The organism is uncultured Aurantimicrobium sp., from assembly GCF_936931525.1.
In the GTDB taxonomy this organism is placed as follows: Bacteria; Actinomycetota; Actinomycetes; order Actinomycetales; family Microbacteriaceae; genus Aurantimicrobium.
The window spans coordinates 1-13871 of the sequence record NZ_CAKZII010000037.1 but is presented as its reverse complement, the minus strand read 5'-3'; the positions used below and the strand labels follow the sequence as shown (position 1 = coordinate 13871).

The following is a 13871-nucleotide window of genomic DNA, read 5'->3' as shown; positions in this document are numbered from 1 at the left end:
GCTTCCTTCTCGATGCGCTCCATGGCCTGTCCAATTTCTTCAGGAGTCTGGAGAGCACCCATGCGATAAAGCTCGGCGTAGCCGCGGACGGAAACCAGGGGAGTGCGCAGCTCATGGCTGGCGTCACCGACGAAGCGTTGCATCTGATCAATCGTGCGAGCACGGTCAGCAAAGGCGCGGTCGATCCGGCCCAACATGATGTTGAGTGAGCGATTCAGGCGGCCCACTTCTGTGTTGGTGGGAGACGTCGAAGGAAGGCGGAGGCTGAGGTCGCCATCTGCGATGGCCACCGCGGTGTCTTCCACTTCGCGCAAAGGCGCGAAGGTGGTGGTGACCAGGAATCGTGTGAGCAACGCACCCACGATCACGATCGCGATGCCCAGGCCTAAGAAGATGCTGAGGTAGGTGGTCATCAGCTTGTCCACGCCCGCGGTGGAGAGAGCAACAACAACGGTGCCGAGAGTTCCGGTGGCGTCATCGAAAGTCACCGGCACCGCAATGGCGTGGAACAGGGTTCGGCCATTAGTGGACTTGATGGGGAAGATTGCCCCGTCCAAAGTGGTGGCTTGTGCGACAGTGATGCCGCTTGCCAGCTGGGGGCGGATAGCCTCGGCTTTGTCTGTCCAGTTCTGTTCCAGCAGAACACCGCTCGCGCTATAAACCGCGTAGTAGTAATCCGTGGGAGCGGATTGGCTGGGTGTGCCCGTCTTGCTCAGGCTCAACACACTGGAGAGATCCTGCTGAACCGATTGCAGCTGAGTATCAAGCTGACCAATCAGGGCTGGCTTGAGCATGGCCATGGTTCCAATACCGGAAACCAGCAATCCAATCGTCAGCAACAACACAGTGACGCCCGTCACCTTGGTTCTCAAGGAGATGGCGTTCCATCGGTCGTTGAAATTGAATCGCATCAGTAGCAATCTAAGCAGGTTCTAGGTGGGGAAATGCTGAAAGGGCGAGACCTAGTGGTCCCGCCCTTTCGACATTGGAGGTGTGTGTGCTTAGGAAGCCTTGGCAACCTTGAGCATGTAACCGAAGCCACGCTTGGTGGTGATCAGTGGTTCGGTGGAGACGGCGTCGAGCTTGCGACGGAGGTAGGAGACATACGACTCCACGATTCCAGCGTCACCGTTGAAGTCGTATTCCCAGACGTGGTCAAGAATCTGCGCCTTGCTCAGCACGCGGTTGGGGTTGAGCATGAGGTAACGCAGCAGCTTGAACTCGGTGGGGCTGAGCTCAACGACTGCGTCGTTGACAACAACCTCGTGAGTGTCCTGGTCCATCGAAATCTCACCGGCACGAATGAGGGCTTCTTCATCTGCCTGCATGGTGCGGCGGAGAATGGCCTTGATGCGAGCCACGATTTCATCGAGGCTAAAGGGCTTGGTCACGTAGTCATCGCCGCCGACGGTGAGACCCATGATCTTGTCCTGGGTGTCATCCTTCGCGGTGAGGAAGAGAATGGGGGCGGTGTATCCGGCCGAGCGCAGACGCTTGGTCACGGAGAAGCCGTTCATGTCTGGAAGCATCACGTCGAGCACGATCAGGTCGGGCTCTTCTGCAAGTACTGCCGAGATTGCGGCTGCGCCATTGCCAACAGCCTGAACGTTGAACCCGGAGAACCGAAGACTTGTGGTCAGGAGGTCTCTAATGTTGGGTTCGTCATCAACTATGAGGATTCGTGGGTTTTCCATGTCTCTAGTATCTGACTGTTTCCTGAATGTAACCTGAGAGTTTTTAGACAGCGGACTGTGCGCACGCTGAACACAGGCGTATTCCCAGTACTTAGGCGGGAAATTGGCAGAAAAGAAAAGTTAGACGGTGTGACCGTCAACGATTTCGTAGGAGTATCCCTGCTCGGCAAGGAAGCGCTGACGGTTCAGGGCAAAGTCCTGATCCACGGTGTCGCGAGCCACGAGCGTGTAGAAGGTCGCCGTGAAGCCGCTCTTCTTGGGGCGGAGCAAACGCCCCAGACGCTGGGCTTCTTCTTGGCGTGAACCAAATGCACCAGAGACCTGGATAGCCACACTGGCTTCAGGGAGGTCAACCGAGAAGTTTGCCACCTTGCTCACCACGAGCACAGGTTCGCTGCCGTCGCGGAACGCGTTGAACAAACGCTCACGCTCATCCACGGGAGTAGCTCCCGTGATCTCGGGAACTCCGAGAGCGTCACCCAGTTCTGCGAGTTGGTCAAGGTATTGACCGATGACCAGCACGCGCTCACCTGGGTGGGCAGCAATGAGTTTCTTCGCAATGGCGATCTTCACCGGAGAGGTTGCAGCGAGGCGGTAACGCTCGCCGTCACTGGCGGCGGCATAGATCAAACGCTCTTCAGGGTCGAGGTCAATGCGAATCTCTTTGCACTCGGCAGGAGAGATGAAGCCTTCTTGCTCAATCTCTTTCCAGGGTGCATCAAAGCGCTTCGGGCCAATCAGGCTGAACACGTCAGACTCACGGCCATCCTCGCGTACAAGCGTGGCGGTCAAGCCCAGACGGCGACGAGCTTGCAGCTCCGCCGTCAGCTTGAATACCGGTGCTGGCAGGAGGTGGACTTCGTCATAGATGACCAGACCCCAGTCGAGGGCATCCAAGAGAGCCAAGTGAGCGAACTCACCACCTCGCTTAGCGGTCAAGATTTGATAGGTCGCAATGGTGACCGGCTTGATCTCTTTGGTGGCACCGGAGTACTCACCGATTTCATCTGCGGTGAGGGACGTGCGCTTGAGGAGCTCATCTCGCCACTGGCGTGCTGAGACAGTGTTGGTGACCAAGATCAAGGTGTCGGTCTTAGTCGCTGCCATGGCACCCGCGCCGACAAGAGTCTTTCCTGCACCACAGGGCAGAACAACCACACCCGAGCCACCCTCCAGGAAGTTCGAGACGGCCTTCTCTTGGTAGTGACGCAGAGCCCAGCCGTCAGTGGCCAGATCAATGTCGTGGTGAGCACCGGGCTTGTATCCAGCGTTGTCTTCGGCAGGCCAGCCGAGCTTGAGCAGCTCTTGCTTGAGCTGACCGCGAGCCCAGGCAGCTACCTCGTAGCTGCCGTCTTCACGCTTGCCTTCGAGCAAGGTGGTGACCTTCTTGGAGCGGGAAACTTCTGAGAGAACCGCAGCATCGGTGCCCTTGAGAATGAGGGTGCCCTCGGCATCGCGCTCGATTGTCAGGCGGCCATAGCGGTTGACTGTCTCCGCGATATCAATCGTCACACTCGCAGGAACCGCATACTTCGAATACTTCTCGAGCGTGCCCAGAATCTCTTCCGCGGTGTGGCCAGCTGCACGTGCGTTCCACAGTCCCAAACGGGTAATGCGATAGGTGTGAATGTGCTCGGGAGCGCGTTCGAGTTCGGCAAAGACAGCGAGGTCGTGACGAGCATCCGCGGCTTGTGGGTGCGCCACCTCGAGCAGTACTGAGCGATCGCTTTGAACGATCAACGGTCCATCGGGCATCTCTCTACGTTACTCCGGTTGAGAGGGTGCCCAGGACAGCGCTACCCAGGGCGAACGGCAGTGATGTGGGACGCAGGCAGAGTGCGCTCCACTTCAGTGGTGCGATCCAGGCAGCGCAAGCGACCGTTAGAGAAGCCCTTGGGTTCAATGGTGAACTCGCGCTCACCATCAGGCATAGACACGGTCACGATGAGAATGCTCTTCTCGCGCACGGCAACATCCAGCTGACGCGCAATCCAGGTGGCATCATCGGTCGTTGCCGCTTCACGACTGCCACGCAGTCGTTGAACCAGAGCAACGTGAGGACTGACCGGCTCTGGCTGCAACTCAATGCTGCGACGGTGAACCGGTGCCGCAATGATGGTGCCATTGGCGTCTTCGAGCTGGGCTGGATACTTCGCATCCAACAACGCGTTCAGAACAATCCCGGCAGAAATTGCGGTCTGGAGTGAATCTTCCGAGACAGGGCGCAAACCGAGAGAGTTCAGGGCATGGTCAGCATTGATGGTGCGCAGCACCAACAGATCGCTGGCCTTGACCACGGTGTGACCAGAAACCTCGCGCACACGAATGGTGCCAAAGCGCTCACCCAAGTCGGTGATGAAGTAACTCACGGCCTGAGGAATATCTGTGGCAGCCAGTGAGGTGAGGTGCTCCAGGATCTGAGCAGCACTTGTGCCCTGAGCCAAGAGGTGGTTGGTGCCTTGCGCAGTGATGCGGAAGGTGGTGGCTAATCCTCTGGACTCCACCACACACAGTTGACGCATGAAGACATCGTCAGTGGGGGTCAGTGGTCCCGGGGCAACAACAGTGAAGTCGTGTTGCACAAAGACGTGTTCAGCGAAGGGTGGCACAACAGCGGCAATTGCTGCATTCACGGCCTTCCAATCACCTGCAAGCACCGAGCGCCCCACAGCTGTCACACTTCCTGCAGAAGATAAACCTAAGAGCTCTGCATCGCTGAGACGGTCTCTCAGATCCGCATCGAGCCAGTCGTGACCCAGGGGATAGTGAACCTCTAGCCAGGCGTGAAGTTCAGGACCCCAGTTGGATTCGGTGCTGAGGATGGCATGAAGATCAGTGCCCAGGCTTGCCGACCACGCTGTGGTCACCGCAAGCCAGCGCTCAGCTAGAGGCAAGTGAAGCCAGTCGTCGAGCTTCTCGGTGGCCATCCACCAGCCACTGTTCTTGGCCAGAATGCCCGAGAGCTTTCCCAAAGCCAGAAGTGCTGTTGGAGTGATCTCGGCACTGGGCATCAGGGGAGCGAGACGCTGTGAGTCCTGAGCACTAAGACCACCACGAGCTAGTTCCTTGACGTGGTGAGATTCGATCGAGCGAGCGAGTTCATCTAGAGAGGTAATCGCAGAAAGCGCGGTCTCGAGAGCTGCAGCATCACGCAGCTCCGATCCCTTTACTACCTTGCTGGGCTTGTCAGCTTTGGCAGGAGAAAGCTTCTCGGTTGCACTGAGCAGGACAGCACTGACTTCTGGGTAGAGGGCAAGCTGAGCCTCGGGTCCAAGCAACGAGTGCTCGAGAGCCGATGTCAATTGAGCGCCAGCAGTGGTCTTGCCTGTGCTGGCAAGTTCACGCAGCTGAAGCAACTGTTCCAGTGGCAGGCGGCGCACAGCACTGAGGATGGAATCCTCAGTCAGCAGTGCGTCTGCTAAATCGAAGTAGTCCTTGATGGACGTGCTGTTAGTGAGGCGGGTTGAGGCAAGCTCAGAGAGCTGCTCATCGGTCAGCGCGCGCAGGCGCTTAGAAAGTTCTAACGAGGAAGACACAGGCTCCTACTTGCCCGTAGGCGAGTTAACGAGAACCCGCAGATGCGTCGCGGCGGCGACGAACCATATTGATGATGAGCAAAGAGATCATCAGGATGAAGCCGATGGGCAGACCAACACCAGGCAGAACCAATACAAATTGACCGAAGGGGCTGGTCAAATCTAACTGCGTAATTCCCGCAGTCACGATGGCCAGAAACGCGAGAATCGAGACTCCCACAATGGCCACAACCATCGTTCCCAGGATGCGCTCGAGACGTGTTGCTTCGTATGTATCGTTTGTTGCCATACCTCTAAGGATAGGTGCCATCTGTTACCTCTGAGTAAACTGGGGGTTGCACCAACCGCAGGAGGAAAAAATGCCAACCGGCAAAGTGAAGTTTTACGACGAGGAAAAGGGCTTCGGCTTTATTTCTACCGACGACGGCCAGGAAGTCTTCCTGCACGTTTCCGCCCTGCCCGAAGGTGCCAAGGTTCGCCCTGGCTCACGCCTCGAGTTTGGTGTTGCCGAAGGTAAGCGTGGAGCACAGGCACTCTCTGTTCGCGTGCTCGAGACCCCTGCTGGTCGCGAGAAGCTTGACCGCAAGCCAGCTGACGACATGTCCATCATTGTGGAAGACCTCGTCAAGCTCCTTGACGGTATTGGTAACAACCTCAAGCGCGGCAACTACCCCGACAAGGCACACAGCAGCAAGATTGCAGCTTTGCTTCGTCGCGTAGCAGACGACTTTGATGTCTAGGCCATTCCCCGTTCTCACTGCCGCCCACCAGAGTCTTGCGCTCGCTGCGCTGCAGGAAATCACCACTGCTGAAAGCATCGGTGAACTGATCGAAGAAACCATTGATCACGATGGTGTTGCCACCTTGCACTACGAGTGCAAGCTCGATGGCTACCCCAACTGGGTCTGGAATGTGTCACTTGCCACCCTCGAAGGCGAAGAGCCCACCGTGATGGAAGCAGAACTGCTTCCTGTTGAAGGCGCTCTCGTTGCTCCTGAGTGGGTGCCCTGGTCTGTTCGTCTTGCTGAGTTCTTGGAAGCTCAGAAGCAAGCAGCTGCCGCTGGCATCGTCCTCGATGAAGAACTTCCTGAAGGCCTGCTCGACCTCGCAGAAGGTGCTCTTGATGGCACCATCCTCGATGACGAACTCGAAGATCTCAATGACTCCGACGCTGACGACAGCGACGAGGATGATGAAGATGACGAAGACCTCGACGATGACGAGGACGACGATGATGATGACGATGATGATGACGACGAGGAAGATCTCGTGTCAGCGCCTACTCACAGCGGAGATATCGACGGAGTCGATATCGATGACCTCGACGACAGCGCTGACGCTGACGACGAGGACTAATCCTTAGAGTCGCTCGAGTACGTACTCGATTGAGGCAATCAGCGCTGCAACATCGCTGGGCTCAATCGCGGTGAACGTTGCCACGCGCAGCTGGTTACGTCCGAGCTTGCGGTAGGGCTCGGTGTCCACGATGCCGTTCGCACGAAGCACCTTGGCAATCGCCGCAGCGTCGATGTCGTCGTTGAAGTCGATGGTGACAACAACCTGTGAGCGGTGCTCTGGGTTGGTGACAAACGGGGTGGCGAAGTCCACACGGTCTGCCCAGCTGTAAAGCAAGTTGGACGATTCCTTGGTGCGCGCATCTGCCCAGTCGAGACCACCAGAGGCGTTCATCCAATTGATCTGCTCTTCGAGCATGACCAGTGTTGCCACGGCAGGAGTGTTGAGGGTCTGCTCGAGACGAGAGTTGTCGATGGCGTTCTTCAAGCTCAAGAACTCAGGGATGTAACGGTCGGAGGCAGCAATGCGCTCGACGCGTTCAATTGCGGCAGGAGAGAACAGTGCGAACCACAGGCCACCATCGGAAGCAAAGTTCTTCTGAGGAGCGAAGTAGTAGACGTCCGTCTCAGCTGCATCGATCTTGATACCGCCGGCGGCGCTGGTGGCATCGACGACAGTGAGTGCGCCGGCGTCACCGTGAACGCGCTTCACGGGAGACATCACACCGGTAGAAGTTTCGTTGTGTGCCCAGGCGTAGGTGTCGATACCTGCCTTGGCTACAGCATCAGCTCGAGAACCGGCTGGTGCGTTGATGACATCAGGGGCGGTGAGCCACGGGGTCTTGGCTGCGGCGGCAAACTTGCCACCGAATTCACCACAGACCATGTTCTGGCTCTGCTTCTCAATCAGAGAGAAGGCTGCGGCATCCCAGAATGCGGTGGAGCCACCGTTGCCCAGAAGAACCTCGTAGCCATCAGGCAGGTTGAATAGTTCAGAGAGGCCTGAGCGCACGCGACCGACCATGTTCTTGATAGGTGCCTGACGGTGGCTGGTGCCCAGCAGTTGTGCACCAATCCCTGCGAGAGCAGCAACCTGCTCGGGGCGAACCTTAGAAGGTCCGCAGCCGAAACGGCCGTCAACGGGAAGAAGTTCGCGGGGGATGGTGATCTCAGCCATGACTCAATTCTAGGGTTTGGCCAGTACCCAGAATTTCCCCTTTCCTGCGCGAGTAAAGTAGAACTCATGACAGATCTGATCGACACCACCGAGATGTATCTGCGCACCATCCTCGAACTCGAGGAGGAAAACATTGTTCCTTTGCGTGCGCGTATCTCCGAACGTGTGGGCCATTCCGGACCCACCGTGTCTCAGACCGTTGCCCGCATGGAGCGCGACGGACTTGTCTTGGTTTCGGATGACCGGCACTTAGAGCTCACTCCAGAGGGTCGCTCGAAGGCTGTGCACGTCATGCGCAAGCACCGCCTAGCCGAACGTTTGCTCAGCGACATCATTGGTCTCGAGTGGGAGTTCGTCCACGACGAAGCCTGCCGCTGGGAACATGTGATGAGCGACAAGGTAGAGCGCCGCATCATGGAGATGCTGGGTAACCCCACCGAGTCTCCCTATGGCAACCCCATTCCTGGTTTGGAAGAACTCGGTATGGAGCCCGCAGAAGGTTTCATGGATGGTGTGGCCAACCTGCTTGACCTGTTACAGGCTTCTGGCGAGGAGAGCACAGGAGTTGTTCGACGTCTAGGTGAGCCGGCACAGATCAACCCCGAGACCCTTCAAGAATTCGCTGAAGCAGGGCTGATTCCAGGCTCCACGATTTCCTTCAAGCGAGATGGTGACCGCGTCCGCGTCTCTGCCACAGGATTCACAGGTTCACTCGATTTACCACTAGATGTTGCGGTTCACATCTTCGTGGAACACAGCTTGTAGTAAATCGCCCGTTACCTTTTTGTGATTTTGTCGTGTCGCTGATGTGACTTTTGACCTCTCTTCGCGTAGTCTGGTGAAGCTTTACAACCACCAAACGGTTGCAAAGCCACATAGCGAGACGTCCCAACCCCCGTCTCTCGATATGTGAAACGACGCGAGTTTCGCATCGTGACGGGGTAAGCAACCTAGCTTGTTGGGGCGCCGGAGGTTTTTCCTTGGCCGAATTAGGTAACGACGAATTCTCGTCACGCCGTGAGCGCAAGCTCGCGGAGAAGAAATCACTCAGCAAGTCCGCTCGCTCTTTCGCAACCTCTGCACGTGAGCGCGGTACTGCATTAGTTTCTGCTGCCCAAGAGGTAGCAACCGCAAAGCCTGCACTTCGTGCAGCGCGCCCTGCTCGTTCTGAAAACAACGGTCGCAACTGGGCTCGTGCCGGTGTGATGGCAGTGGCACTGGGCCTGATGGCTACCTTCTCGATTCCTGCCTATGCAATCGACTCGAGTGACCACGTTGACGTTGAAGCGTTCAAGGCACAGCTTGCAGCTGAGGCTCAGCTTCTTCAGGTTTCTGGCGACAGCAACGCTTCAGCTAGCCGTGATGGCTACTCCACTGCAGCAGCAGTGACAGTGGCAACCGCAGCTCGCGCTTCATCTTCTGCTCGAGTCTCTGTTGATGTTTCTGGCATCGCATCGAACTCTGCACTTTTGAACTCTGCACTGAACTTGATCGGCATGCCCGGCGACTGCACTGCATTCGTTGAGCAGTCCCTGCGTAACCTCGGCTACTCGGTTCCTGACTTGGGGCCCATGCAGTTCGGTGGCTATGGCACCGTCTTCAGTGACCCTGACCAGGTTCAGCCTGGTGACATCATGATGCGCGGTAACCACGTCGCTATCTATGCAGGTAATGGTCTTGCTGCTCAGGGTGGAATTGGTGGAACCTCTGTTCTCACCTCCATCTCGGGTGATCCACACAGCTACGCACTCTTCGTTCGCGTCGGCTAACACCCCCGTTACTCGCGGGTTAACACCCGATAACGATTCGGCGTGCCGCATAGCGGTATTCGGTGTGCGCTGAATACTCTGAACTCAAGCATTAAGTGCGGAGGGTTCATGAAACTTCACGAACGAATAGGTGAGCGTCTACGCGCACGTCTTCGCTAGGGCATTGTCGGTAACGACGGTGCCCTTGTGTGTTTCTATCCCCCTACTCAATGTGACCATTCGGCAAGCAGCCTGCACGCCATGCAGGCCCCAACTCGAAAGGCCCCACCGTGCGCACCTTGGTACTCAACGCAGGATATGAACCGCTCGCGATCGTCTCATTCAGACGAGCGTTGATGCTGGTGATGAGCCAGAAAGCCACGGTGCTCAAAGCAGATGCCGACCACCCGGTCGAGGCCATTACAGCCAAATTCGATCGCCCCTCCGTCATCGTGCTCTCGCGCTATGTGCGCGTCCCGTATTCACGAAGAGTGCCCCTGACGCGTCGAGGAGTACTTCGCCGAGACAGCCACCACTGTGCCTACTGTGGCAAGAGTGCCAACACCATCGACCACGTGATTCCTAAGTCCCGCGGGGGAGCAGAGTCCTGGGAGAACCTCGTTGCCTGCTGCTTCAAGTGCAACAACATCAAGTCAGATCGCACGCCCCAAGAGATGGGATGGCGCCTCAGGATTACACCACGCATGCCTGCTGGACCTAGCTGGTTTGCCATGGGGCTTGATCACCGTGACACTGCCTGGGATGACTACCTCGCACCAGCAGCCTAAATTTCTCCAGCGTTTAGACTGGAGTAACGCCTCTGTAGCTCAATGGAAGAGCACCTCCGTCCTAAGGAGTTGGTTGGGAGTTCGAGTCTCTTCAGGGGCACCACTAACAAAAGCCCCGTGAGGGGCTTTTGTTATTTATCCACTGAGCTTGTGAACAAGATTGAATTCAGAATATGTTCTGAAGTATCATGGACACATGTCCATCATTCTTGACCGCAAGGTATTTCAATCCTCCGAGCTTTCACGCCAGCCCCTCCCCGTTTTTGAGGCTGCTACAGAAGCACCTGTTGAGATCACGCGCAGGGATGATGTTCCTCTAGTCCTGATGTCTGTGAGTGAGAACGATGCACGTGATCGCCTCCTTGAACTTGCAGCTCAAATTATTGCCATCACTGTGGACGAAGATCCTCGCCCCTTAGGGGAGAGATTTGCGGATGTCTTCAACTGGATGTGGGCTCTCGATGCTGTTGATCGCGAACAATGTGCAATTGACCTCATACGCGCCTCTAGAGCTTCTTTCGCTACGAAGAAGGCTTATCTCGCCATGGCTGAGCTTGCCTCGTGGCAGGCAACTGCTGCAGCGATGGCTGACGGCTTGAAGAACAAACCCATTGACTGGCTCGAAGATTTCGAGCCAGTTCAGAAGCCATAAATCGTGGCGAAAGGTGAGATGGTCGCCAGGCCACTCAAGAAATCTGAATACAAGATTGTGTTCGGTTCTGTAGATTCGCAGAAGGGGTGGCAAGATTTGCTTGCCACTCAGAGAACACAACTCGTGGACGCCTGGACGCTGCTCACGACGGACCCTCTGGCCCTTACTTCACGCATGCATCCGCTCAAAGGTGGGTTGGGAACTGTCACACGTAACGGTGTTGATCATGTCCAGCGGCAGATAGAGCTTGCTCAGGGTGCGCGTATCTGGTTCTACGTAGACGACATGACTGTGGTTATCGTCAAGGTACACACAAGACACCCCAATCAGACAAAATAACAAAAGCCCCGTGAGGGGCTTTTGTTATTACAACTGGTGATGAGTTACTTCTTGCCGCCAAAGAGCTTGGCGAAGAATCCGGGCTCTGCTTCGTGACCCTGGCAACGCTGGTTCTTGGGGATACCGCGCATGACCTGGTCAACGTGCTGACCGCAGCCGGCCCAGGTGGATTTACCGCACTTGCGGCAGGTGACTTCTCTACACATTGGTGACTCCTTACGTCTGTATCTACTATACCCCGGGGGGTATAGCTCATGCCACACTTGTTACATGACCGAAAAGCGTGGCGCCAGAAACCTGACTGACCGCTCTGGGGAGCGACCCCAGGTTCGCCCCACCGCTGAAGGCTGGACGCAGAACGTCGATGCTGACGGTCGTCCCACGCTCCAGTTTGAACAGCCCAAGCGCGGAGCAAAGCCTCCAGTGCACTTGGCCGATCTCACTCCAGAGGAACGCAAGGCCAAGGTAACTGAACTTGGTCTGCCTGCATTCCGTGCCAAGCAGATCAGCACGCACTACTTCTCCCACTACACAAGTGATCCCGAGAAGATGACCGACCTGCCTGCGGCAGGTCGTGCTGAGCTGGTTGAGTCTTTGCTGCCGCCGCTCATGACTGAGGTCAAGCGCCTGAGTACAGACAATGGCGACACCATCAAGTTCTTGTGGCGCTTGTTTGACGGTGCTCTCGTTGAGTCTGTCCTCATGCGTTACCCCGGTCGCATTACTCTCTGTGTTTCCTCCCAAGCTGGTTGCGGAATGAACTGTCCGTTCTGCGCAACAGGTCAGGCTGGGCTTACACGCAACATGTCTGCGGCTGAGATCGTGGACCAGGTTGTCCGCGCCAATGCCGTCATTGCTGCCGGTGAACTCGGTGGCAAGCGTCGCAATGCAGGCAATCAGGATGCTGAAGGCCAGCCCGAACGCGTGAACAACATTGTCTTTATGGGCATGGGTGAACCTCTGGCCAACTACAACCGCCTCATGACGGCCGTGCGCACCATGCTGGCACCGCAGCCCGAAGGGCTGGGTATGTCTGCCCGCCACATCACTGTCTCTTCGGTCGGCTTGGCTCCTGCTATTCACAAGCTCGCAGATGAAGGTCTTCAGCTCACTTTTGCGCTGTCGCTTCACGCTCCAGATGACGAACTCCGCGATGAACTCATCCCCGTGAACTCACGCTGGAAGGTCGATGAGGCCCTGGATGCGGCCTATAACTACTACGAAAAGACTGGTCGCCGCGTCTCGATCGAATACGCCCTGATCAAGAACATGAACGACCACGCCTGGCGGGCTGATCTGCTCGCAGACAAGCTCAATGAGCGCGGCCGCGGCTGGGTTCACGTGAACCCCATTCCGCTGAACCCGACCCCCGGATCAATCTGGACTTCCTCAGACCCAGAGATCATGCGTGAATTCGTTCGCCGCCTCGAAGAGCGCGGTATTCCCACCACCTTGCGCGATACCCGCGGCAAGGAAATTGATGGTGCGTGTGGCCAGCTCGCTGCAGCTGACTAACAGCTACTAAACCCTTCAAAATAGGTGTCACTACGGGGTTTATCCCTGCCAGAGACATAGTGTTTTTCATGTGTGGCCCCGTAATCGAAAGTCTGACGACGACTCGTTAGAACCCGAAGAGACTCCGTCGAACATCGGCGAGCAGATCTCTCTCGATGACGACCCCTTCCCTGAGCTCTCGGATGAGTCAGAACCAGCAATTGACCTGCTCGCTCCCACGGCCGGAAGCTTGAGTTCAGCGCTCTCCAACATCAACGTGGCGGAGCCCGTCTGGAACCAGTGGCGAGAAGAACTTGCCGTTGTTGGTGGAACCTCACCCCTGATCCAGTTCGTGGATACACCTCGAACCCGCATTGAACTCACGTCGATCCACCCCGGTGGTCTGCCCTCGTTTATCTCGGGCAAGCCCACTCTGCTCTCGAACCTCATTCGTGAAGAGTTTGCCCTGCGCAATGCTCGACTGGCAGCAGCAGCGATTACCGCCAAGAGCACCGAAATGCGTTCGATGCGCAGCATCGAATCTGTCTACCTCGCGCTCGGCATTGCCAAGTGGACTTTCCAAGACCGCGAGTACTGCGGCCCTGTGCTACTGCGCCCTATGTCGTTGCGTCGCTATGGCAAAGACTTTGAGCTCAAGCTCAGCGGTCAGCCTTTCCTGAACCCTCAGCTTGCTCGTGCGTTAGAAAGCCAGCTTGGGATTGCACTTGATGCTGACTCGTTTGTGGCACTGGCCAACCTCGATGGCATGTTCAACCCCCTCCCGGTGATTGAGCGTCTGCGTGGTTTGACGCAACATCTCAGCAACTTCGAGGTCGAACCTCGCCTGGTTGCATCTAGCTTCTCTGACCTCTCCGCTGCGATGGTGGCAGATGTCCAGGATCTGGCACACCCCATCTTGGATGCGCTTGCCGGGAATGTCACCGCACGTACTCGCCTGACTAACGAGCACAAGGATGCTGTCGTGGTGGGCCAGGACGAGCGTCCACCGGCAACAGACACTCTGCTCTTGGACGCCGATGGCGAGCAAGAGAACATTGTGGCTGAGATCGCTGCCGGTAATTCACTTGTTGTGAAGACCCTGCCCGGTACTGGTGGAACCCAGACCATCGTGAATGCGATTGGTGTGC

Annotated in this window: 16 protein-coding genes and 1 tRNA gene; 10 read left to right on the top strand and 7 right to left on the bottom strand. The window is 56.8% G+C overall.

What is annotated here, in order from left to right:
• The 5 genes from Q0362_RS01820 to Q0362_RS01800 all read right to left on the bottom strand — a co-directional run.
• Positions 1 to 911 (bottom strand): histidine kinase dimerization/phospho-acceptor domain-containing protein (locus tag Q0362_RS01820; protein ID WP_298119161.1); only part of this gene is annotated, 911 nt, incomplete at its 3' end.
• 90 nt (positions 912 to 1001) lie between these two features.
• Complete coding sequence (locus Q0362_RS01815; RefSeq protein ID WP_280794015.1) at positions 1002 to 1694, bottom strand: response regulator transcription factor; 693 nt, start codon at positions 1692 to 1694, stop codon at positions 1002 to 1004.
• Positions 1695 to 1814: 120 nt separating this feature from the next.
• Positions 1815 to 3449 (bottom strand): DNA repair helicase XPB, encoded by a 1635-nt coding sequence (locus tag Q0362_RS01810; RefSeq protein WP_298119157.1) that lies wholly within the window; start codon positions 3447 to 3449, stop codon positions 1815 to 1817.
• Positions 3450 to 3490: 41 nt separating this feature from the next.
• Positions 3491 to 5230, bottom strand: coding sequence for a helicase-associated domain-containing protein (locus Q0362_RS01805; protein ID WP_298119155.1), 1740 nt, complete (start codon positions 5228 to 5230; stop codon positions 3491 to 3493).
• A gap of 25 nt (positions 5231 to 5255) precedes the next feature.
• The gene (locus Q0362_RS01800) at positions 5256 to 5519 is read right to left on the bottom strand and encodes a hypothetical protein (protein ID WP_298119153.1); all 264 of its coding nucleotides are present in this window, start codon (positions 5517 to 5519) and stop codon (positions 5256 to 5258) included.
• Between the two features lie 70 nt (positions 5520 to 5589).
• On the opposite strand from Q0362_RS01800, the gene Q0362_RS01795 reads away from it, so the two are divergent.
• Both Q0362_RS01795 and Q0362_RS01790 read left to right on the top strand, forming a co-directional pair.
• Positions 5590 to 5970, top strand: a complete 381-nt coding sequence (locus tag Q0362_RS01795; RefSeq protein ID WP_110234385.1) for a cold-shock protein — start codon at positions 5590 to 5592, stop codon at positions 5968 to 5970.
• Positions 5963 to 6586, top strand: coding sequence for a DUF3027 domain-containing protein (locus tag Q0362_RS01790; RefSeq protein WP_298119150.1), 624 nt, complete (start codon positions 5963 to 5965; stop codon positions 6584 to 6586). The genes Q0362_RS01795 and Q0362_RS01790 overlap by 8 nt, the downstream gene beginning before the upstream one ends.
• Positions 6587 to 6589: 3 nt before the next feature.
• Here the strand turns inward: Q0362_RS01790 and serC are convergent, their stop codons facing one another.
• Positions 6590 to 7702: a phosphoserine transaminase gene (gene serC, locus Q0362_RS01785; RefSeq protein WP_298119148.1), complete on the bottom strand. Its 1113-nt coding sequence runs from the start codon at positions 7700 to 7702 to the stop codon at positions 6590 to 6592.
• A 66-nt stretch (positions 7703 to 7768) separates the two neighbouring features.
• Here serC and Q0362_RS01780 point away from each other — a divergent pair, with 66 nt between their 5' ends.
• From Q0362_RS01780 to Q0362_RS01755, 6 genes are all read left to right on the top strand, one after another.
• Complete coding sequence (locus tag Q0362_RS01780; RefSeq protein ID WP_298119145.1) at positions 7769 to 8467, top strand: metal-dependent transcriptional regulator; 699 nt, start codon at positions 7769 to 7771, stop codon at positions 8465 to 8467.
• Positions 8468 to 8682: 215 nt separating this feature from the next.
• A complete protein-coding gene (locus Q0362_RS01775) occupies positions 8683 to 9471 on the top strand; it encodes a hypothetical protein (protein WP_298119143.1) in 789 nt (262 codons plus the stop codon).
• 269 nt (positions 9472 to 9740) lie between these two features.
• On the top strand, positions 9741 to 10238 hold the full coding sequence (locus tag Q0362_RS01770) for an HNH endonuclease (protein WP_298119141.1): 498 nt from the start codon (positions 9741 to 9743) through the stop codon (positions 10236 to 10238).
• A gap of 28 nt (positions 10239 to 10266) precedes the next feature.
• A tRNA-Arg gene (locus tag Q0362_RS01765) sits at positions 10267 to 10341 on the top strand.
• A 93-nt stretch (positions 10342 to 10434) separates the two neighbouring features.
• Positions 10435 to 10890 carry a prevent-host-death protein gene (locus Q0362_RS01760; RefSeq protein ID WP_298119139.1) on the top strand — a complete coding sequence of 152 codons (456 nt, stop codon included), beginning with the start codon at positions 10435 to 10437 and terminating at the stop codon, positions 10888 to 10890.
• Positions 10891 to 10893: 3 nt separating this feature from the next.
• Positions 10894 to 11229, top strand: a complete 336-nt coding sequence (locus tag Q0362_RS01755; RefSeq protein WP_298119137.1) for a hypothetical protein — start codon at positions 10894 to 10896, stop codon at positions 11227 to 11229.
• A gap of 44 nt (positions 11230 to 11273) precedes the next feature.
• Here Q0362_RS01755 and Q0362_RS01750 read toward each other — a convergent pair whose 3' ends face one another.
• Positions 11274 to 11435 carry a hypothetical protein gene (locus Q0362_RS01750; protein WP_298119135.1) on the bottom strand — a complete coding sequence of 54 codons (162 nt, stop codon included), beginning with the start codon at positions 11433 to 11435 and terminating at the stop codon, positions 11274 to 11276.
• A 64-nt stretch (positions 11436 to 11499) separates the two neighbouring features.
• On the opposite strand from Q0362_RS01750, the gene rlmN reads away from it, so the two are divergent.
• Together rlmN and Q0362_RS01740 are read left to right on the top strand one after the other, a co-directional pair.
• Entirely contained in the window at positions 11500 to 12744 is a 1245-nt protein-coding gene (rlmN, locus tag Q0362_RS01745) for a 23S rRNA (adenine(2503)-C(2))-methyltransferase RlmN (protein WP_298119133.1), read from the top strand.
• A gap of 70 nt (positions 12745 to 12814) precedes the next feature.
• On the top strand, positions 12815 to 13871 hold a 1057-nt coding region (locus Q0362_RS01740; RefSeq protein WP_366099767.1), incomplete at its 3' end, for a DUF4011 domain-containing protein.

Coding starts and splice junctions, on each gene's coding strand:
- serC (WP_298119148.1), bottom strand. CDS start 7,702: ATGGCTGAGATCACCATCCCCCGCGAACTTCTTCCCGTTGACGGCCGT.
- Q0362_RS01800 (WP_298119153.1), bottom strand. CDS start 5,519: ATGGCAACAAACGATACATACGAAGCAACACGTCTCGAGCGCATCCTG.
- Q0362_RS01750 (WP_298119135.1), bottom strand. CDS start 11,435: ATGTGTAGAGAAGTCACCTGCCGCAAGTGCGGTAAATCCACCTGGGCC.
- Q0362_RS01795 (WP_110234385.1), top strand. CDS start 5,590: ATGCCAACCGGCAAAGTGAAGTTTTACGACGAGGAAAAGGGCTTCGGC.
- Q0362_RS01790 (WP_298119150.1), top strand. CDS start 5,963: ATGTCTAGGCCATTCCCCGTTCTCACTGCCGCCCACCAGAGTCTTGCG.
- rlmN (WP_298119133.1), top strand. CDS start 11,500: ATGACCGAAAAGCGTGGCGCCAGAAACCTGACTGACCGCTCTGGGGAG.
- Q0362_RS01780 (WP_298119145.1), top strand. CDS start 7,769: ATGACAGATCTGATCGACACCACCGAGATGTATCTGCGCACCATCCTC.
- Q0362_RS01760 (WP_298119139.1), top strand. CDS start 10,435: ATGTCCATCATTCTTGACCGCAAGGTATTTCAATCCTCCGAGCTTTCA.
- Q0362_RS01810 (WP_298119157.1), bottom strand. CDS start 3,449: ATGCCCGATGGACCGTTGATCGTTCAAAGCGATCGCTCAGTACTGCTC.
- Q0362_RS01815 (WP_280794015.1), bottom strand. CDS start 1,694: ATGGAAAACCCACGAATCCTCATAGTTGATGACGAACCCAACATTAGA.